Raw genomic sequence first — 21,818 nt, 5'->3', positions numbered from 1 at the left:
TAAAATCATAAAGTTTAAATCCATCAAGTTTAATTAAATTTAAAAAAGGGGTATTTAAACATACCCCTTTTTTATTCATTTAAAAATAAATCTACAAATTCAAATTTTTCACCATCAAACAATCCTAAATCGCTAAGCTTTAAGCTTGGAATTACCAAAAGTGCCATAAACGACAAACTCATAAAGGGTGAATTTAACGAACTTTTTAACTGCTCTTTCACAAATTTATCTATTGTAGTATAACTTTCTGCAACCATATAACCATCTGCACTGCTCATTAATCCAGCGACAGGTAAACCTAAAACCCCCTTTTTAGTATTACTAACAGCCGAAACACCTCCCTTTTCACGAATAATTAAATTTATAGCTTCAGCGATTGATACATCATCTACACCCACAGCAATAATGTTGTGTGAGTCATGTCCAACTGATGAGGCAATAGCCCCTTCTTTTAATCCATAATTTTTAATAAAAGCAATTGATGGAGCAGAAGTTTTATAGCGATTCAAAACAACTATTTTTAAAACATCATTATCTAAATCCGAAACAACGAATCCATTTTCAACTTTGGGTTTAACCAATAATTCATTGGTAATAAGCTGGCCATCAATGACTTCAATGACCCTCATTTGGTTAACTCTCTCTGGTAACTCTATCTTTAATTGACTAGCTGTAATTGGTTCACAATTAAAGTTATTAATTTCTTTGCTCTGCAAGTTTTCTATAAATGTTACCCCTTTTTCTGCTACTTTTTCGCCATTGATATAAGTTTCTTCAATATTAAATTCTTCAAGACTATCAACCACAATAAAATCTGCCCAATCACCTTCTCTCAGTAACCCAATTCCCATTCTATAATGTAAAATTGGATTAATCGTGGCCATTCTGAGAACCTTGAATTTATCAATACCTTTTTTTATTGCTCTTTTAATCAGTTGATTAATATGCCCTTCAACCAAATTATCTGGGTGCTTATCATCTGAGCAAAACATCATATCAGCATAATAATCTTCAGCTAAGGGGATTAATTCTTCGAAGTTTTTGGCTGCACTTCCCTCTCTAATTAAGATTTTCATACCCAACTTTAACTTCTCTAATGCCTCAGCCTTCGTAAAACATTCATGGTCTGTCTCAATACCAGCACTGATGTATTTTTTTGCAGCTGCACCTCTTAAACCCGGAGCATGACCATCTACTGGCTTATTATAAGCATGTGCAAGTGCAATTTTTTCCAATACAAGGGGGTCATCATTCAAAACACCCGGAAAATTCATCATTTCAGCTAAATACCCAACCTCTTTGAATGAAAAAAGGTAAGCGATATCTTTGAGTGATATTTCAGCCCCTGCCGTTTCGAAGGTAGTTGCTGGAACACAAGAAGGTGCCCCAAAACAAAATTTAAACGGTACACGTTTACCGTCCTCAATCATAAACTCAACACCTCTAACACCTAATACATTGGCGATTTCGTGCGGGTCAGATACAGTCCCTACAGTTCCATGAACAACTGCCAAACGGGCAAATTGTGCAGGGGTAAGCATTGAACTTTCTATATGTACATGAGAATCTACAAGACCTGGCAATATATACCTCTCTCCAACCCTTTCTGCACCATTAAGATTAATTTGATGGATTCTAGCATTTTCTATCGTTATTGTTCCGTAAGAAATAGTTCCATCGAATACATTGACAATATTGGCACTTAAGTTTATCATCGAATAACTTGGGGTTTCATTTTTCCATGTAAATTAAACGTTTTTTTACAAAAACGTATCAAATAATCACAATGAAAATATTTATTAAAATGAATAATAAAGAATTATCAATTTAATGTAAGAAATCTATTAAAATAATCGTCTAAATTTTTGTAATCTAGTTATCCAAAGTAGGATTTTTTTGACAAATATTTAAACCATTAAATAATTTTTTTGATAAAAAAAACTTTGCAGAAACATTATAAAAAGTAAAAAGTCATCCAATAATATCAGATGACTTTAAGTCTATTGAGTGAACCTTTTTGAATACTTTATTGATAAAAACGTTAATTTAATACGCTTTTTTTTTCATGGAAATGTATTTTGCGAACAAAACCAAATTATCCAAAATCATGCCAAACATCACATATTAAACTAATTTAAAGTTTACTACAATACTTACAGCAAATCAAACAGTTACAGCTTACATTTTTTATCTTACTTTTTTTGGCATAAATTTTGATAATGGCGTTCTTTAAAAAATATAAATAACAAAATGTTTTTTTGCACTAGATATAGCTAAAGTTTATTTTTTTAGAAATTAAAATTGAACCCAATGATAAATCAAAATGAAAGACTAGTTCAGTGCATAGATGCGTAAAGATTTAATATTTAGTTTTATCCTTATGCTATTGGTATACCTACTTACATAATACAAACTTTTGATGAAGTAGCAGATATTGAAATTGCTCCAATTATTTCTTTATAGATAATCATGTACATCGAACAATAATTGGTACACTGGCAGGTTTCTTAGAAGAAATATACCAAGTGTTGACATCAATCTCAATTGCAACAATTGTTAATCTAAAAATGTCTTTCTCCCGGCTCACGCTTAGCAAGCATCACCGCACCCGCCATCGCTACTAAAAATAAAACTGATACTAACTCAAAAGGAAGTAAATACTCTCCGTATAAAGATTTACCTAGCACTTCAACCATGCCTGTTTGCGAATTAAAACCAAACTTTTCAGCTCCTTCTTTTCCCGCTCTTCTCAAGAATAAAATCAAAACACCTCCCAACAGAACTGCAGTTGCAATTGCTGCAGTAATAATCTTGTTGTTTTTTAGCTCATCTGATTCCTGTCTCAGATTCAAGAACATGATTACAAATAAGAAAAGAACCATGATTGCACCTGCATAGACAATGATGTTTACCGCAGCTAAAAACTGTGCGTTTAATAGAATATAGTGTGCAGAAATTGAAAAAAAGGTAACAATCAAATAAATTACACTATGAACAGGGTTTTTCGACATAATTGTACCCAATGCCCCGAAAAGTGTAAGCACTGAAAGAATTGCGAAAGTATACCAAATTGGCGGTAAGCTAAGAATATTTTGCATAATTTGTATCTAATCTGTGGCAAGAAGCCTAAATGAATGATTTTTTACTTCCAAAGTTTCATGGCATCTTCTTTTGTCCATGCATCTCTATGATAGCGTTGATTCATATCTTCTACCAACTGGTCTTTACCGTAAATTACATCAGAACGGTCTGTGAAAACTGGAACGAATTTATCATGGCGTAAATAAACAGCCTGTTTCGGACAAGCCTCTTCACATAAACCACAGAAAATACAACGCAACATATTAATTTCATATACTGCGGCATATTTTTCTTCGCGATATAGATGCTCTTCGCCTTTCACACGTTCTTGTGCAACCATTGAAATTGCTTCAGCAGGACATGCAACTGCACAAAGTCCACATGCTGTACAACGTTCACGGCCTTCTTCATCTCTTTTCAAGATGTGATGTCCACGAAAAACTGGCCCTAAATATCGTTTTTGTTCAGGGTATTCAATTGTAGCTTTCTTTTGAAAGAAGTGCTTAATAGTAATACCTAAGCCTGTTGCGAGTGAAGGTAAATAGCTTCTCTCAAACAAACTCATCTCGGATTTATCAGTTTTTTTTGCTCTATTAGTTAACTGCATAATCTTTATAATTTAGCCCATTAATTATTAAGGGCTTAACAACATTCATTTTATAAATTTGAGAAACACTCTCTTAATTTATGCCCCTAAAACTGCATTTTTCTTTTTAGGGCGAAATGACCAAGCAATTGAGATGATAGTAACCAAAATTGCTAGACCTACCCAAATACCAATTAATTTGTACCCAGATAAAATTGCCGCTGCTGTTACAACAAGGTTCCCAACTGCTAAAGGAATTAAGCCTTTCCAACCTAGATTCATTAGTTGGTCATAACGGAATCTTGGTACTGTCCAACGAACCCACATAAAGAAGAAAATTCCAAATAAAATTTTGGTAAACATCGAACCAATACCAACCAATGTGGCAATATTATGTCCTAAATTTAAGCCTAAAGCACTAACTAACTGTGTTTCAACAAAATCCATACCTGGATAATTATACCCACCAAAAAATAAACAAGCTGTTACAGCAGAAGAAGAGAACATATTTATATACTCAGCGAAAAGGTAAAAACCTAATTTCATAGAGCTATATTCTGTATGATATCCACCAACTAATTCGTTTTCACATTCTGGTAAGTCAAATGGCGTACGGTTACATTCAGCAAATGCACAAACAATGAATATCAGAAATCCGAGTGGTTGATAAAACACGTTCCAATTTCCACCATGTTGTTGTTCAACGATTTCACGTACTGATAATGTACCCGACATCATCAAAATTGCAATAATCGACATACCCATTGCAAGTTCATAACTAATGTTTTGTGAAGCCGCACGAATAGCACCTAACAAAGAGAATTTATTATTCGATGCCCAACCGCCAATCATTAAGCCATAAACACCCAATGAAACAACACCAAAGATGTAAAGAATACCAATATTAATTTCAATACCTTGTACAAAAACCTCTTTACTTCCAATCATAAATGAATCCCCAAAAGGAACTACTGCACTAGACATCAAGGCGGTGAACATTGATAAACATGGACCTAAGATAAATAACCAACGGTCTGCTTCTGCAGGTATGAAATCTTCTTTGAAGAACATTTTTCCCGCATCAGCTAAGGGTTGTAATAAACCACCCCAACCAGCACGGTTAGGCCCACGGCGGTCTTGAATATAAGCTGCAACCTTACGCTCAGCCCAAGTTGAATAAGCTGCAATACCTAAAGTGATAGCAAAAATTACGATAATAATAAGAGCTTTCCAAAGAAACATGCTTTCGGTAAGCCATTGTACAAAAGAACTCATAATAAAAAATTTACGAAGTACAATTGATGAAATATGAACTCTAAGAGTCGATACTTCGAATTTATTTTAATAATCTATTTCAAAAGAATTACTTTTTGAAGAAACCTTCATTCTTCTTCATTAAAGCTTTGTAATCATCTGATTGTTTGATTTCGGCCATTTCATTTACGTATGGACGCGTATCATCAATATTTTTGAATTGAGATTCTGCTAATTTCAAGGCAAACTCTGGTTTCTTCACTAAGTTTCCAGCATATTTATTAGCTGAAATAACTGAGGCTCTGTTTACCTTTGAAGGCCCTTCGATTGTCCAATCGCTAGTTTTCTTTCTTTCGAAGCGACAAGTATTACAAATGAATTCTTTTACTTCACCCCATTCATTTTTACGAGCAGTTACACGAATTACCTCGTCTCCTCTATACCATAATTGAACATTTCCACTGCATTTTTCGCAATTACAATGTGCATCAACAGGTTTTGAGAACCAGACACGATTCTTAAAACGGTATGTTTTATCCGTTAACGCTCCTACTGGGCACACATCAATAACGTTTCCTGAGAAGTCATTATCAATGGCTTTACCAATATAAGTTGAAATTTCGGCGTGGTCTCCTCTACCCATTACACCATGCACACGGCCGTCGGTAATTTGGTCTGCTGTATAAACGCATCTATAACACAATACACAACGAGTCATGTGTAATTGGATGTAAGGACCAATATCTTCTTTCTCAAACGTACGACGTTCTTCTTGGTAGCGAGTTGTACTTACACCATTTTCAAAAGCAAAATCTTGTAAATGGCACTCACCTGCTTGGTCACAAATTGGACAATCAAGTGGATGATTTAATAACAAAAACTCAACCACACCTTTACGTGCTTCTACAACTTGTGGATTAGTAAAGTTTTCAACCACCATACCATCTTGCACTTGTGTAATACAAGAAGCAACTAATTTAGGCATTGGGCGTGGGTCTTTGGCAGAACCAGCAGACACTTTTACTAAACAAGCACGACATTTACCGCCCGAACCTTTCAAAGGTTCGTAGTAGCACATTGCTGGAGGAGCTACCTCTGGACCGATTTTACGAGCTGCCTGCATGATTGTTGTGCCCGGAGCAACTTCAATTTCAATGCCGTCAACTGTAACTTTGAACATTGTTGGTTTTATATCTTCCATCAGTCTTTCTGATAAATAAACTTCAATTTTTTTTTTATTTAAGCTATATTAAACTAACACAGCACCTTGGTAAACAGCACCAGGTTTGATAGCTTCATTTGGATGCTTGATGTGCCATTCAAATTCATCACGGAAATGACGAATTGCACTTGCTACTGGCCAAGAAGCCGCATCGCCTAGTGGACAAATTGTATTTCCTTCAATTTTCTTAGAAACATCAACCAATAAATCTATGTCACTCATTGAACCTTTACCATGCTCAATTCGATTTAATACCTTTTGCATCCAACCAGTTCCTTCACGGCAAGGAGAACATTGTCCGCAAGATTCATGCTCGTAAAAACGTGAGAAATTCCAAGTATTACGTACGATACAAGCCGTTTCATCAAAAACGATAAAACCTCCCGAACCTAACATCGTTCCTGTTGCAAATCCTCCGTCTGATAGCGACTCATAAGACATCAATCTATCTTCGCCGTTGGCATTTTTTAAGAATAATGTACCCGGTACAATTGGAACTGAAGAACCTCCAGCAACAACTGCCTTTAGGCGATGTCCTGTGCGAACGCCTCCACAATACTCATCAGAGTTCAAGAATTCATCACAAGATAAACCTAACTCAATTTCGTATACCCCAGGTTTATTGATATGTCCTGAAGCTGAAATCAATTTTGTACCTGTACTTTTACCAACACCTACTGCAGCATAAGCCTCACCACCATTGTTGATAATCCAAGAAACAGTTGAAATTGATTCAACATTATTTACTACCGTTGGCGATTGATAAAGACCTTTTACCGCAGGGAAAGGTGGCTTGTTACGTGGATTACCACGTTTACCTTCCAATGATTCTAAAAGGGCTGTTTCTTCTCCGCAAATGTAAGCACCACCGCCTGGTTGAACTACTAATTCTAAATCGTAGCCGCTTCCAAGGATATTTTTACCTAAGAAACCAGCAGCTTTAGCCTCTTCAATGGCTTTTTCAAGAATACGCACAACGTACATCAATTCACCTCTCACATAAATGAAAGATTTATTTGCACCTAGAGCATAGCTTGATATAATCATCCCCTCAACTAATAAATGAGGGATAGTTTTCATCAAATAATGGTCTTTGAAAGTACCTGGTTCAGACTCATCGGCATTACATACCAAATAACGTGGAACACCTTCAGGTTTTGCTAAAAATGACCACTTCATTCCCATGGGGAAACCTGCACCTCCGCGACCACGAACGCCTGACTTTTTAACTTCTTCAACAACCTCATCAGGAGTCATTTTCTTCAAAGCTTTTTCCACAGCAGTGTAACCGCCTTTTTTACGGTAAACTTCGAAAGTATCGATTCCTGGTGTATTACAATGTTCGGTTAATATTTTTAGTGACATATCTCTTTATTACTTAGAAAGTTCTTCAATAATTTCGTCAACTTTCTGGTTGTTCAAGTGCATATAATATTTTTCACGAATTTGGAAACAAGGTCCCCAACCACAAGCAGCCAAACATTCAACTTCTTTCAAAGTAAATAGACCATCAGAAGTAGTTTCTCCTTTCTTAATGCCTAATTTCTTTTGTAAATGGTCGAAAACTTCTTCACCACCCATCAATACACATGGGCCTGTACGGCAATACTCAATTACGTGCTTACCTACCGGCTCTAAGTGAAACATTGTATAAAATGTTGCCACTTCATAAACCTCAACAGGCTTGATGTTTAATAAACTTGCTACATAATCCATTACTTCAGTACTCATCCATGCAAATTGCTCTTGAGCTAAGTGCATGATTGGTAATAGAGCTGACTTCTGACGTCCTTCTGGATAACGAGCAATAATTTCTTGGACTTTCGCCAATCTTTCGGGTGTAAAAACTATATTTTTATTCTCAGTCATTGTATAATCATTTATTAAGCATCTAACTCACCAGCAATTACGTTTAAGCTACTCATAATTGCGATGGCATCAGAAATTGATACACCTTTGCACATCTCTGGGTATGCTTGATAATAAATAAAGCTCGGACGACGGAAGTGTAAACGGTAAGGAGCACGTCCACCATCACTCACCAAATAAAATCCAAGTTCTCCATTACCCCCTTCAACAGCGTGATAAACTTCACCAGCTGGTGCATCGATTTCTCCCATTACAATCTTGAAATGATAAATCAAGGCTTCCATGTTTTTGTAAACATCATGCTTTGGAGGAAGGTAATAATGGTTTGCATTCGCGTAATATGGCCCTTCTGGAAGATTATCAAGTGCTTGACGGATGATTTTCATACTTTCCCACATTTCTTGGTTACGAACCATGAAACGGTCGTATGTATCTCCATTGTGTCCTACTGGAATATCAAATTCAAAATCTTCATACGAAGAGTATGGCTCCATTACACGAACATCATAGTCAATACCTGCTGCACGAAGATTTGGTCCAGTAAAACCGTATTCCAATGCTCGTTCACCAGTAATTGGACCTACATTCACAACTCTATCAATAAATATTCTATTTCTATTGAAAAGTTTTTCAAATTCGGCTAAAACCTTCGGTAAACTATTATTAACTAAGTCTTTAATTTTAGCAATTGCAGTTGGTGAAAGGTCTCTTTCCATGCCACCAATTCTACCCATGTTGGTAGTTAAACGTGCTCCACAGACTTCTTCGTAAATTTCATAGATTTTTTCACGCTCTTGAAAAACATACAAGAAACCTGAATAAGCACCAGTATCTACGCCTAAGATTGAGTTACAAATAATATGGTCAGCAATACGAGCAAGCTCCATCATGATAACACGGATGTACTGAGCTCTTTTAGGAACAGTAACCCCAAGTAATTTTTCTACTGTCATGTGCCAACCCATATTGTTGATGGGAGATGAACAGTAGTTCATACGGTCTGTGAGTGTCGTAATTTGATAGAAAGGGCGTCTTTCGGCAATTTTTTCAAAAGCACGGTGAATATAACCGATTGTTTGCTCACCAGAAACAATTTTCTCACCGTCCATTTTCAAGATATTTTGGAAAATACCGTGAGTGGCTGGGTGAGTTGGACCAAGGTTTAAGGTAGTAAGTTCGTTATCTTCAACGATTGGACGATTAAGTGCCAATGCATCTGATGTATTTTTTGGTATTAGTAAGTCTTCCATAAAACCGCTATCCTTCATTTAAGGACTTATAATGAAACTTATTCTATTTAGTTTTATCTTCCAAACAAGGCATCAATCTTATCTTGACGAGTAGCATCTTCGAGTGGATATTCTTTACGCATTGGAAAATAATCCATCTCTTCAATGTTCAAGATTCTGATTAATTTAGGGTGACCATCGAAAATGATTCCAAAGAAATCGTAAGTTTCTCTTTCCATCCAGTTTGCTGAAGGCCATATAGTGGTAGCAGTTGGAATGTGAATGTCTTCTTGCGATAAGAATACCTTTATACGAATTCTAACGTTATTTTCTAAACTATGCAGGTGATAAATCACTCCAAACTCAGCTCCTTGATTATCAGGAAGATGAATACCCGTTAAATCGGTTAAGAAAGTAAAACGGAACGTTTCGTGTTGTTTTAGATATTCAAGAAGCGATATGATATTCTGACGATTAGTGGTGAACGTAAGCAATCCCCAAGGTTCCTCAAAAGAATGCACGTTCTCGCCGTATTTGGCTACTATATCTTCAGCTATTTGTTGATTTGTCATTCTAATTCTAAAATTTAAGCTTTCTTCAAAACGAAATCTGTACTTTATTGAATATTGTATGATTGCAATAAAGACTGATATTCATCAGTATTTCTTCTGCGAAGTGACTCATTAATAGCCAATTCTTGGATTTGCATCAAACCATCCAAAATTTGTTCAGGACGAGGCGGGCAACCAGGCACATACACATCAACTGGAATAACGCGGTCAATACCTTGTAAAACAGAGTAAGTGTCGAACACACCACCACTTGAAGCACAAGCACCAACAGCAATCACCCAACGTGGTTCGGCCATTTGTAAATATACTTGCTTTACAATTGGAGCCATTTTCTTAGCTATTGTTCCCATAACCATTAGCAAATCTGCTTGACGAGGAGAGAAACTTGGACGTTCAGAACCAAATCGTGAAATATCGTAGTGAGCTCCCATCGTAGCCATAAACTCAATACCACAACAAGAAGTGGCAAATGGTAATGGCCATAAAGATTTACTACGTGCAATACCAATTACTTTTTCGAATGAAGTTGCAAAAAAGCCTGACCCTTCAAATCCTTCAGGAGCTTCTATAGTTTTTATTTGATTACTCATATTATCTGATTATCAATAGTATAATTGTAGGAACACAATTTCTATTATTCAACTAAGTGTTATATTAATTTGTTTGGGATCAAACAAATTATTAGTCTCTTTCCCAGTTCAATACGCCTTTACGTATGATATAGTAGAAACCAGCCATTAACAATGCTAGGAACACAACCATTTCTCCAAAGCCAAACCAACCTAATTTCTTGAAGTTAACCGCCCAAGGGTACATAAAAATAACCTCAACATCAAAAAGTACGAATAAAATGGCCGTTAAGAAATATTTGATTGATATAGGAGCACGAGCATCACCTACCGAGTCAATTCCACATTCAAATGGAGCATCTTTTTGTGAGCTACTTCGTTTTGGACCTATAGCATGAGTAACAAACATTGTTACTACGATGAATCCTATAGCAGCTAAAAGCTGTACTATAATTGGGAGAAAATCTGATGGCAAAAATTCTTTCATATCTAAATAATTAACAGTAGTCAAAATTGTTTAATAATCTATTTTAATCTTTTCACTTACTGTTGCCTTTTATGTTCCAAAATTACTATTGTTATACTTAGAAACAAAATAAAAAAGGGGTGAAAATATTTTCACCCCTTTTTTATTTGATAATTATTCGAGAAGATGCTTCATAATTCCCACTGTGTAGTCGAAGAATGTATTCTCCTTTCTCCAATTGTCTTAAATCAAGGGTTCGTTTTTCTTTCAAATCCGACAAATAACTTGTATAAACTTTCTCTCCAATTATATTAAATACGCTAATTATTGCATTTGGATTATCATCAATAGTTTCCAAAGTAATTATCCCATTTGGATTTGGATTTGGATATACTCTCAAGCCTTTATCAAGATATGGTACGAAAACATTAATGTTATTTGAATAAGTTGAAAAACATGTTAGATTTTTATTATCGGGCAATGGATATTTAACAATCGTTCTTACCGAGTAATTTCCTGAGGTATTCGCTTTTAAAATTGGGGTTATCGCTGAAAGCTCTTCATTATCTTTTTTCCAATTAAAAAGAATGTTAGACATTGATGTAGTTGGCAATATTGCTGATAACTGAAATGCCCCATCTACATTAAGAGTTGGGGATGGTGGGTTCTCCTTGACATCTACTGTGATTGAGTTCGGTTTCGAAAAACAGTTTTTTTCGTCTCTGATAGTCAATGTATAAACGCCCGCCCTATCTACTTTTATATCTTTACTATTTGAGCCATTACTCCAATAATAAGCAGCGGCATCGCTACTACTCAAAACTAATATCATTCCATTACAAATCGTATTAGATTGATTAGAGGTTGTGATGGTTGCAGTGGGAGAAGGTATATATTTTAAATTCAGTGAATCTGGAGATGATTCGCATCCATTTTCATCTTTTATAGCAAGTGTATATAAGCCTTCTTTTGAAGTATATATTTCTCTTGTTGATTCCCCTGTGCTCCATTTATAGCCAATTGCTGATTGAACGATTGGTGAAAGTTTAACCACATTTCCTTCACAAAAACTATCTAATCCTTCCACAACAATTTTTATTTGTGGTAATGAATTTACGGTTATTTTTTTTGAAATGACATCAGAAGTACAACCAAAAATATCTTTCACTCTTAAAGTATAAACACCGTCAGTTCTTACATTGATGGATTTGGTTGTAGCTCCAGTATTCCACAAATAGGTAGCAAAAGTATTTTCAGAAAATATATTAACACTTTTACCTAAACAGAAACTTGTTTCCCCATCAGCCAAAATATTTGTTGTAGGTCTTGGTCTATAAACCACATCAATAAAAGATTGTGATTCACATCCATTTTGTCCCTTTATTTTTAAATTATATGTACCCTCTTTACTAACAGTTATACGCTTAGACGTTTCGTTAGTATTCCACAAATACGAAACTCCATCGTTATTATTGGTATAAAGTTCAAGGGTTTCGTCTGGGCAAATAGGGATAGATTTTGTAGTATTAATAACATTTATTGGTGAAGGAATTGTACTAATACTAATCGAATTTGACACTTTAGATTTGCAGCCATTTAGAGAATAATTTACCACCGTATAATTTTCGGCCTTACGAGCAATGATTGACTGCCCTCTTTCACCATTACTCCAAACATTTCCAGTAGCTAAATTTGAAGTCAATACCACTCCTTGTCCATCACAAAAAGTAGTATTTCCATTAGCTGTAATGGAGGGTTGTGTTACATCATTATTGGGTGAAAGTGTAAATGGCTGTGAAAAAACTGTATTTCCAGCATCATCAATGGCTTTAAATGAATAGGTTCCACTTGTGGCTGAAATAACATTTGTAGTAATCCCATTACTCCATTTATAAAATGGGTAACCACCAGTACTGATTGTAAATTTATTAATTGTTGCGTCTGAATTACAAGCAATATTTACAACTGGTAAACTGCGAGCCATCAGTGGTTGTGAATTAGCAAAGAAATTCCTATCCAAAAAACTATTCCAATAGTCAGCAGCAACGGCTAAGCCATCATTAAAAAAATGTATACCATCTGCTCTAAAATTCGTACCAACAATTTCATCAGTACTTGGACCAGTGAAGACATTTGAAATTCTTTGGATTGTTAGGTTTTGGCCTTCGATTACCGCAGGCCAAACAAAAGGATTTCTTGATGAACGTGCAACTACCCATGCTAAATCATTCTTTCTTGCATCTGACCTACTTTTTTCAATAATCGTTTTTAGATTATTGTAATAATACTCAGCATTCGACTTATCATCACTTTCTCCCTGTTGCCACAAAACTCCTCTTACTCCTGTGCGTGTAACGTACTGTTGCAAAGCAGCCTTTAAACCTCTGTAAGGCATGCCTGCAACTTTCACAAATAATGGCAGCTCATTTCTCAAATCTTCACCTTCAGCGGAACGTCGCCAAACTTCACAACTTAAACCACCTAAGGCAGCTCCATAGAAAAGCACAGGCACATTTAGCTTTTGGACTAATTTATCACCAAGCCTTGCCCAAAACCATGGCACATAATTATATGGTGCCATTTTGGTATTATTGCCTAGTTGTGAGAACTGAAACGGAAGGTTATCCTCATTCAGAATGGGGTCATAATAGTTTATCGTTGAGACTCTATCGTCAGCAGCTCCAATTTGAGCACCCGAATAGGCAGGGTCTCCTTGGGCATTTGATTGACCTGCTACGATAAATACTTCTCCGATACCAACTTTTTCTAACTTAGTAGAAGCTACAATATTACCATTTAAAATACCTCTAGCCTCAATGTTATACCAACCACCACTTAATGTTATTGTGGTATTAAAAATTCCGTTATTATTAAAATTTTGTGCAACATTCCAAGAAGTTTCGGTACCTTGACCACTTGTTACAGGTACGGCTCTCACTTCAATTTTATCTAGTTGTTGGAAATAACTACCAGCAATGTTTATACTTGCTTGGTTCTGATTGTTTCTTTGAAAAACAATTCTTGTAACTGGAAAGGTTATCTGTATTTGCGAAAAAGAATCTAAAAGAATCAAATTCATTAACATGACTAACCCAATCTTCAAATAATTCATTTTTTTATGTATGGGTTCGGTTTTAAATACCTCATGCAAAATTAAAATGGGTATTTCCTTTAATCAATATTATATATACGATTCTTGATTAAAAAAATTATTCAAGTGTTAAAATACTATACTATCAATATAAAATGGAAAAAGTTTGAAATCGTTGGCAACAATCGCTTAATTATAAGAAATTGCAACTAATTATACTCAACACCTTAAGAAGCCTTATCACAGAACAAATGTTCATTTGGCATCTATTGAATAAAACCACTTAAAATAAATAACTACTAGATTACTTTTCCTATTATACTAACTAAATAATAATAGGTTGAGAATAAGTAAATTGTTGAATTACGGCTACCATTTTTTTGATAAGTGACAACAATTTTAATAGATTAGGGTAGAATAACATATCTATGCTCTTCAAGATTTAAGCTTTTACTATACAAATTTCCCAAGAAGCTCAATATGAACTAGAATGACAATTTTAAATTATATGAAAACGTTTTTATAACCTAGAGAAACAAAACCGTTTAACTTTCTAAGTTTTTATATTAAATCCTTAATTTTAGATTTAATCTTTTATTTCTCTAAATTCATCCAAATTAAGTCCTTTAACTCATCAATTCCTTGATTAGAAACTGCTGAGAAGCAAACAAATGGTAAATCTTCAGGTACTTTACTTTTAATTTTCTTTAATTGTTTTTCGTCAATCAAATCAATTTTTGAAATACCTAATAATCTCTTTTTATCTAATAGCTCTGGATTGTATTTTTTTAATTCTTTGAGAAGAGTTTTGTACTCTTTCATTGGATTTTCAGCAGCGGCTGAAACAACAAAAAGCAAAATTGAGTTTCGTTCAATGTGTCTTAGGAAGCGTAGACCTAATCCTTTACCTTCAGAAGCACCTTCAATAATTCCCGGAATATCAGCCATTACAAATGACTTGAAATTACGATAAGCTACTACACCAAGATTAGGAGTAAGAGTTGTAAAAGCATAGTCGGCTATCTCTGGTTTGGCTGCAGAAACTACTGAAAGTAAAGTCGATTTACCTGCATTTGGAAATCCTACAAGGCCAACATCTGCTAGAACTTTTAGCTCTAAAATTATCCAAGCTTCTTGTCCTGCATCACCAGATTGATGGTATTCGGGGGCTTGATTAACCGAATTTCTAAAATGCCAGTTACCCAAACCACCTCTTCCACCGGGTAATAAGATTATTTCTTGTCCATCACTCGTTACTTCTCCTATTATCTCTCCTGTTTCAGAGTCTTTAGCGATTGTACCAAGTGGAACTTCAATTATTTTATCTTCTCCTTGTCTGCCCGAACGACGTCCCCCCTCACCTGCTACACCGTGCTGGGCTTTGATGTGTTTTTGAAATTTTAAGTGCAAGAGTGTCCAATATTGAGCATTACCACGCAAGATAATGTGTCCACCTCTTCCACCATCACCGCCGTCAGGGCCTCCATTAGGAACGTGCTTTTCCCTTCTGAAATGCCTTGAACCAGCTCCTCCATTTCCAGAAACACAATTTATTTTTACGTAATCAATAAAGTTACTCGTCATATCTTAATACAATATATCAATGTACATACCTTGTGTAAACTAATTTAAAAAGTACACAATGTCCACATCATTCATTAAAATGAATTATTTTTTTGCTTCGTCAATTGCTGAACAAATAGCATTAAAAATTGACTCAATTTCTCCAATTCCATTTACCTTTACTACCTTACCTTGATTTTGGTAGTAAGGCAATACATGAATAGTTTTTGAGAAATACTCATCAATTCTTTTTATAAGTTTATCTTCATCATCATCTGCACGACCACTAACTTTTTTTCTTTCAGCAATTCTATTTTTAATTTCTTCCTCAGTCACATCTAATTGCAAAACGAGGTCGATTTTTTCTGATTTTCCTTCCAAAAATTTATCCAATGCCTCAGCCTGAGGGACAGTTCTTGGAAAACCATCAAAAATAAAACCTGTTGCATCTGGGTTATTTTGTACTTCCTCTTCCAACATTTCAATTGTTATTGAATCTGGAACAAGTAAGCCATCTGCTAAAATTTGTTTTACTTTTTGCCCCAAAGCTGTATTTTGGCTAATATGCATTCTGAACATATCACCAGTTGAAATGTGAGCTAATCGGTATTTATCAATAATCTTAGCTGATTGTGTACCCTTACCTGCACCCGGAGGCCCGAAAATAACTAAATTAAACATAATTGTGGTTCTTAAACTATTAAGAGGTTAGCTTTAGTGAATTTTAAAAAACTATGATTGGGCAAAAATAAATCATTATTTTAGAAAATATAAGTTTAAATAGAAATAAATTATCATTTAAAACAATAAAGTCTGGTAAATTATACCAGACTTTATTGTTTTAACCAATTTTAAAATCTTTGTTTAATTTTTTGGTTGAGCTCCCCCGCTAGGTGAATTATTATTTGGTGATGGTGTTGTACCTGCAGCAGGAGTTGTGCCAGCATTAATACTTTGCAACACTTGCTGTGCTTTAGTATTTGTTGGGTCAAACTTCAGAGCCAAATTCATAAATTCAGTAGCTTTAGCTGGATTTTTTTCAACTAACAATGCCTTGTAACCCAAATATCCATAAGCCTCTGAGAAATATTTAGCATTTTTAGGGTCTGCTTTATTAACATCAGTCGATAAATTCACATATTTTTCATAATATGGAGCAGCAGAGAATGTACTATCAACTGTTGTACCTAATGCATATTGTTTTGCACGAGCTTTTTGCATATATGGGAATAACCATGTGTCTTTATATAACTCAATTGCTTTTGAATATATAGTATCAGCTTTTGAGAAATTTCTTCCACGCATGTAAGCATCAGCTAAATTGTAATAATCTGTAGCTGTACCACCCTTTTTAGATACTGCAATTTGTTTTTCATAGCTTTCAGCAACTCTTGACCAATTTCTTTGTGCTTTGTATATATTCACAATTGCACCTCTATAATCATAAGTCGAGTCACCTTTTTCAATTGCAGTTTCCATATTGAAAACTGCTAATGAATCATTCAACTTCTTGTTTGCATCATCTTTAATACATGCATACCCACGACCTAACATACCCCAGTCAGAAGCTAAATGACGTTCTTTCGCTGCTTGATTCAAGAATTCGCCAATATTTTTTACACCATCTGCACATTCTCCTTTTTCAACTTGAATATAACCTTTCAAGCGGAATTTGATTGGGTCTTTTTCTGTATCAAAGATTTGATTCAAAATTGATAAAGCACCTTCATAATCTTTACTTGCAGTCGCTAACTTAATGTAACGTAACTTTTCAGCTGGCGTAGCTTCACTTTTTTCTAAAGCAAGTTTTGCATTTTTTGCCGCTTGTCCAAAGTTACCAAATGTAGTAAATAAATTACTTAAGTAATAGTAAGCAGGTGCGTATTCAGGGTCTGCAGCTATTGCCTCATTAAAGAAACCTTGAGCTTTTTGATATTGTTTTCCTTGATACCAAACACGACCCATTAATGTTTTAATCTTTGCTAATTTCTGACCCATATTTGCAGCATTTTCTAATGCAGTCATAGCAGCACCACCATCATTTTTGATGAGATAAGCTTTTGCCATTGCAATATAATAGTCAGGATTATTCTTAACTTTTTGCAAATCTAAGCCTGCTTGAATATTTGTTACTGCTTCGGCAGGGTCATTTACTTTGTCTGATAAAGCATACGCCTCACCAATTCTAAACATTACATCTGCGTTCTTATTTTTTGTATCTTTTTTAATCAAATCAAAATCAGCCTTTGCACCAGCTCTATCGCCCGATAATAACTTTACAGTTGCCAAGCCAACACGATTCAAAGGATCTGGACGCTTCGCATCAAGTGCTGCACCTTTTGTAAATGCATCTTTAGCTTTTTCCAAATCATTGGCTCCATCTTGAAGATTAAGATAATAATAGCCGAGATAATAATAGTTTTCTGCCGTTGGAGCCGATGATACCAATTGCTTGAAAATAGTTTCAGCAGCATTATATCGCTCAGCATCCAAGTTTTTCAGTCCGTCCTGCACAGTTTGTGCCATTGTTTGGAACGACGCCAGCACAGCTACTGCTGCTACTGCCAAAGATTTCAAAATCTTGTTCATTTACACTCTAAAAGTTAGGTTTACAGATTTTTTGATTTATATAAATACTAAGCAAAGTTAATAAAAATGTGTATTAGTTAAAAAAAATATTTAAAAACCTCAATTTTATTATTTTGCTTTTTCACAATTAGACAGATTTTTGTTTCGATAGTTATAAAAATATTTGTTATTCATTTGTTAAAACAAATCAAAAATAACTTATATGAATTAAGGTAATTTACCCATAGGTTTCCTATCAATAATAATCTCACGATTATATATATAATAAGGTAATAAACCTGATTTTTCAACAACTAATTGCCCGATTTGTGCACAACAAAATCTAATGAATGCACTTGTTAAGCCGTAGCCTTTCTTGGTATGTAGAATTATTTTTCTTTCAAAAGGGTATTTACGTGCCTTTAGATTTGCAGTTGTAGGCGTGTAGAATTTATCATTTTCTTTGCCCGCTGAAATTCCTATCACGTGTATTGTATTCATGAAAAATTGGCTTTTCGAATCATCAATATCACTTATCCAGTTTGCACCAATAAAACCAATTGCATTTGTATTTTTCTTAATGTATTCAATCACATCCTGATTCCCATCTGCAGCAAAAATATTGGCATTTTTAACATCCTTGATGCCAAGCCTTTGCATCATGTAATTTAAATTACTTGAGCTACTATTATCAAATACTAATTTAATATCCTTATTCTTATTGCCTTCAAACATTTCTTTCAAATCTGAAGCAGATAAGTTTTTAATTGAGCTATTCAAATTTGAAATAATTGCTACTCCATCAAGAGCCATTTTGGCTGGCAAATAAGGAATTTTATTTGAAGTATATACTTCCTGCTCATTTGCAGTTGCTTCACGCGTCACGATGGCAATATTTACTGAATCGTTCATCATCAACGACATTGCTCGTTGTTCAGGTACATAAACCACGTTAATTTTTGCTTTTGGATAATGAGCATTGTAAGCCATTACTTCAGCATCTACTATTGGCTTAACAGATTCATCCGCAGCAATAGTAATTTCACCCTCATTAGGTAAATCCTGTTTTTCTTGTGAATTACATTGCCACAAAAGCAATGACACAACAATAAATACAAAAATCCTTTTCATGTTCATCTGCTAAGATTAAGATTTGGACGTAAAATTATGAATTAATTTTACTAAGTCAATTCTATTTAGATTATTTTCTAAATATATAAACAATTCTTTCTCCAAATAAATTCAAAAAAAACAAAATAGGTCACTTCGTTTCCGAAATGACCTATTTATATTAAAAAGAAAGAGCTTAGTTTTGGTTTTTAAACGCATGATAAGCAGTCCATCCTCTGAAACAACCGTATAATACTACCAAAATGCCCATAGCATAAGATACATTTACGGAAAGCGGAACTAGAAGCCATTGTCGTTTAATAACGTAAATACCCATTATGATATATCCTAGTGCTGTTAAAGCTCGTATATACACCGTAACTTGGCTCAATCCTTGTGGTTTTCTGTTTTGTAACATTATTCAAGAACGAAAGAGATTGGCATAGTAAAGAATACCCTTACGTTACGTCCGTTTTGCTTTCCAGGATTCCACTTTGGCATAGACTTCAATACACGTTGTGCTTCTTCGTCACATCCAAAACCAATTCCTTTCAAAATCTGAACATCACCTAAGCTACCATCTTTCTCTACAACGAACTTGGCAAATACTTTACCAGAAACGTTTGCTCTTTGAGCGGCAGAAGGGTATTTAAGGTTTTTAGCAATAAAGCCATACATTTCCTTGATACCACCTGGAAACTCAGGTTGTTGTTCAACCGTAGTAAAGATTTCATCTTCTTTTGGTTGTTCAATTTCTACTGCTTTCGGTGCTTCTACTGGAGGTGGTGCGGCTGCAACTTCATCAGACTCAACACCTTCTTTAGTTTCGTTTGAGATTACCGCCTTCTCTATTTGTTCAGCTGGCGGTGGTGGCTCTTCGTTTTTAACTTCCTCATCTGGCTTTGGCTCAGGAGGAAGGAATTTAATGGTCGCAACTTCAGGTGGTTTTTGCTCTGGTGGCGGCGGTGGTGGAAGGTCAAGTGGTTTATCTTCCACTTTTTCTTCTTTCAACTTTGCTAAGTCAATTTCAACTGCCACTTCTTTTTTAGCTTTAGGCGTAATTGATGCATAAAGCATTGGAGCACCCACTGCTGCCAAAAATGCGACCGAACCATACAAAAGCGAGCGGTTTACCGTCTTTTTGTATGTCTTTCTTAAATCATAGGCTCCGTACGACTTGTTACGGTTTTCGAAGACCATATCATCTAAGGTTACATTGACATTATTTTTAGGGTCCATAATTTTAAAAATTAGCCATTAAATATGAATAATACTTAACGAGATTTCACGATTATTGCTTAGGAACAGCTATTTTCTGTTTGTAAATTTCGAGTTCTTCTTTCGAAGGGTCAACAATTGCATACAAATCAGATTTAGTAATAGCCATTTCGTCAAGAATATCTACTGTATTTTTATAAGTAGCATCATCGGTAGGCTTAATTACAACTGTGAACTTTGTTTGGTCAATTGCATTTACTCTTGCTTTCAAAATAGCGGTACGAATACCATCTTTTGAGTAATCAGTTTCCATCAATAATTCCGGAGTCAAATTTTTAGATGACTTTTGGTGATAGAAAACACGATTATCTTTTCCCATTAGAATCGTAATCGTATTTGATTCTTTGATTTCTGCCGTTTCAGGTTTTTTGGTTTCATCCTTATCCTTTTCTGGCATATTCAATTTCATCATATTCGGCTTACTGAACGTCGTGGTGAACACAAAGAATGTAATCAGTAGGAAACCTAAATCTACCATGGGAGTCATGTCAACTCTTGCGGATTGTTTCTTGGCCCGTACCTTACCATCACCTTTGCCACCACCACTGGAGGTGTCTATTTCTGCCATTGTTTTACAATGTTTAGATGGTTTCTACTAATTAATTTGGTGCATTTTCAACACCCGTAATTAACTGAAACTTGTTGATATCTCTTTTACCAAGTTCGTTAAGTACTTTTTTTACTGCCGGATAGTTTGTGGCTGCATCGCCTCTCACCGCCAATTTAGCTGAAGGGTTTACTTCTAATAAGTAAGTTTGAACCCAATCACCTAATTCACTCTTTGTACTATCATTTGGAATACCTGGCATTACAACATTTAATTGATCCTCTGGAGGCATATTCAAATATTGTTTTAAACCTAAGATACTGATTCCAAAATCTGATAATTTCTCAAAGCTTTTCAAATCTGTTGAACTAACAGAAACATTATACTTTTGAGCCATTCTTTGAAGCAGTTCACCACGTTGTTTTGCATCTGCAATACCAAAGTAATATTTTCCTTTCGGGTCAATACTTATGGTGGCTACACCTGTTTCAGGAATTTTTGTTTGCGAGATTGACGAAGGTGTGTCAATTGTTACTGATTCTTGACCTTTGAACTGAGTTGTCATGATAAAGAACGACAATAACAAGAATGCCACATCACACATCGCTGTCATATCCATGACAGGACTCTTTCGTTTGGGTTTTACTGCTGGCATAACTCCTTAATGATTTAGTTTTTACAAATATAACGAAAACAAATTAGATTATTGTCTAAATACTTAAATTATTTTTAGATATAATCCTAAATGTTTTATCTAATTAGTTATGAGCTGCAAAATTTTGTTGGATGCTCAAACCGATTTCGTCAATTTTG

The 21,818-nt window shown here is 34.9% G+C and carries 20 protein-coding genes; all 20 read right to left on the bottom strand.

Annotated features, from left to right (window positions below):
• Positions 1–71 precede the first annotated feature (71 nt).
• Entirely contained in the window at positions 72–1,715 is a 1,644-nt protein-coding gene (gene ade / locus A6M55_RS06010; protein WP_064196894.1) for an adenine deaminase, read from the bottom strand.
• Positions 1,716–2,561: 846 nt separating this feature from the next.
• Positions 2,562–3,098: an NADH-quinone oxidoreductase subunit J gene (locus A6M55_RS06005; RefSeq protein WP_064196893.1), complete on the bottom strand. Its 537-nt coding sequence runs from the start codon at positions 3,096–3,098 to the stop codon at positions 2,562–2,564.
• Between the two features lie 44 nt (positions 3,099–3,142).
• On the bottom strand, positions 3,143–3,688 hold the full coding sequence (locus A6M55_RS06000; protein WP_015030438.1) for an NADH-quinone oxidoreductase subunit I: 546 nt from the start codon (positions 3,686–3,688) through the stop codon (positions 3,143–3,145).
• Positions 3,689–3,766: 78 nt separating this feature from the next.
• Entirely contained in the window at positions 3,767–4,909 is a 1,143-nt protein-coding gene (nuoH, locus tag A6M55_RS05995; RefSeq protein ID WP_041694198.1) for an NADH-quinone oxidoreductase subunit NuoH, read from the bottom strand.
• A gap of 121 nt (positions 4,910–5,030) precedes the next feature.
• Positions 5,031–6,122 carry a 2Fe-2S iron-sulfur cluster-binding protein gene (locus A6M55_RS05990; RefSeq protein ID WP_015030436.1) on the bottom strand — a complete coding sequence of 364 codons (1,092 nt, stop codon included), beginning with the start codon at positions 6,120–6,122 and terminating at the stop codon, positions 5,031–5,033.
• Between the two features lie 48 nt (positions 6,123–6,170).
• Complete coding sequence (nuoF, locus tag A6M55_RS05985; RefSeq protein WP_064196892.1) at positions 6,171–7,508, bottom strand: NADH-quinone oxidoreductase subunit NuoF; 1,338 nt, start codon at positions 7,506–7,508, stop codon at positions 6,171–6,173.
• Positions 7,509–7,517: 9 nt separating this feature from the next.
• Positions 7,518–8,012: an NADH-quinone oxidoreductase subunit NuoE gene (gene nuoE / locus A6M55_RS05980; protein ID WP_015030434.1), complete on the bottom strand. Its 495-nt coding sequence runs from the start codon at positions 8,010–8,012 to the stop codon at positions 7,518–7,520.
• A gap of 14 nt (positions 8,013–8,026) precedes the next feature.
• Positions 8,027–9,262: an NADH-quinone oxidoreductase subunit D gene (locus A6M55_RS05975; protein WP_041693629.1), complete on the bottom strand. Its 1,236-nt coding sequence runs from the start codon at positions 9,260–9,262 to the stop codon at positions 8,027–8,029.
• A 53-nt stretch (positions 9,263–9,315) separates the two neighbouring features.
• Entirely contained in the window at positions 9,316–9,813 is a 498-nt protein-coding gene (locus A6M55_RS05970) for an NADH-quinone oxidoreductase subunit C (protein WP_015030432.1), read from the bottom strand.
• A gap of 44 nt (positions 9,814–9,857) precedes the next feature.
• Complete coding sequence (locus A6M55_RS05965) at positions 9,858–10,403, bottom strand: NADH-quinone oxidoreductase subunit B (RefSeq protein WP_064196891.1); 546 nt, start codon at positions 10,401–10,403, stop codon at positions 9,858–9,860.
• 91 nt (positions 10,404–10,494) lie between these two features.
• On the bottom strand, positions 10,495–10,869 hold the full coding sequence (locus A6M55_RS05960) for an NADH-quinone oxidoreductase subunit A (RefSeq protein WP_015030430.1): 375 nt from the start codon (positions 10,867–10,869) through the stop codon (positions 10,495–10,497).
• Positions 10,870–11,011: 142 nt separating this feature from the next.
• The gene (locus tag A6M55_RS05955) at positions 11,012–13,960 is read right to left on the bottom strand and encodes a sialate O-acetylesterase (RefSeq protein ID WP_064196890.1); all 2,949 of its coding nucleotides are present in this window, start codon (positions 13,958–13,960) and stop codon (positions 11,012–11,014) included.
• A gap of 573 nt (positions 13,961–14,533) precedes the next feature.
• Positions 14,534–15,523, bottom strand: a complete 990-nt coding sequence (gene obgE / locus A6M55_RS05950) for a GTPase ObgE (protein ID WP_015030428.1) — start codon at positions 15,521–15,523, stop codon at positions 14,534–14,536.
• Positions 15,524–15,607: 84 nt separating this feature from the next.
• Positions 15,608–16,183 carry an adenylate kinase gene (locus tag A6M55_RS05945; RefSeq protein WP_015030427.1) on the bottom strand — a complete coding sequence of 192 codons (576 nt, stop codon included), beginning with the start codon at positions 16,181–16,183 and terminating at the stop codon, positions 15,608–15,610.
• 183 nt (positions 16,184–16,366) lie between these two features.
• Positions 16,367–18,091, bottom strand: a complete 1,725-nt coding sequence (locus A6M55_RS05940; protein ID WP_015030426.1) for a tetratricopeptide repeat protein — start codon at positions 18,089–18,091, stop codon at positions 16,367–16,369.
• Positions 18,092–18,298: 207 nt separating this feature from the next.
• The gene (locus tag A6M55_RS05935; RefSeq protein ID WP_064196889.1) at positions 18,299–19,201 is read right to left on the bottom strand and encodes a PstS family phosphate ABC transporter substrate-binding protein; all 903 of its coding nucleotides are present in this window, start codon (positions 19,199–19,201) and stop codon (positions 18,299–18,301) included.
• Positions 19,202–19,376: 175 nt separating this feature from the next.
• Positions 19,377–19,598 (bottom strand): hypothetical protein, encoded by a 222-nt coding sequence (locus A6M55_RS05930; protein WP_015030424.1) that lies wholly within the window; start codon positions 19,596–19,598, stop codon positions 19,377–19,379.
• Positions 19,598–20,419, bottom strand: coding sequence for an energy transducer TonB (locus tag A6M55_RS05925; RefSeq protein WP_015030423.1), 822 nt, complete (start codon positions 20,417–20,419; stop codon positions 19,598–19,600). The genes A6M55_RS05930 and A6M55_RS05925 overlap by 1 nt, the downstream gene beginning before the upstream one ends.
• 52 nt (positions 20,420–20,471) lie before the next feature.
• Positions 20,472–21,026, bottom strand: coding sequence for a biopolymer transporter ExbD (locus tag A6M55_RS05920; RefSeq protein WP_015030422.1), 555 nt, complete (start codon positions 21,024–21,026; stop codon positions 20,472–20,474).
• A gap of 31 nt (positions 21,027–21,057) precedes the next feature.
• Complete coding sequence (locus A6M55_RS05915) at positions 21,058–21,660, bottom strand: biopolymer transporter ExbD (RefSeq protein WP_015030421.1); 603 nt, start codon at positions 21,658–21,660, stop codon at positions 21,058–21,060.
• Positions 21,661–21,818 lie beyond the last annotated feature (158 nt).

Source organism: Emticicia sp. MM, assembly GCF_001649495.1.
The sequence above is the reverse complement of the archived record's forward strand: the minus strand, read 5'-3'. Positions and strand labels throughout refer to the sequence as shown.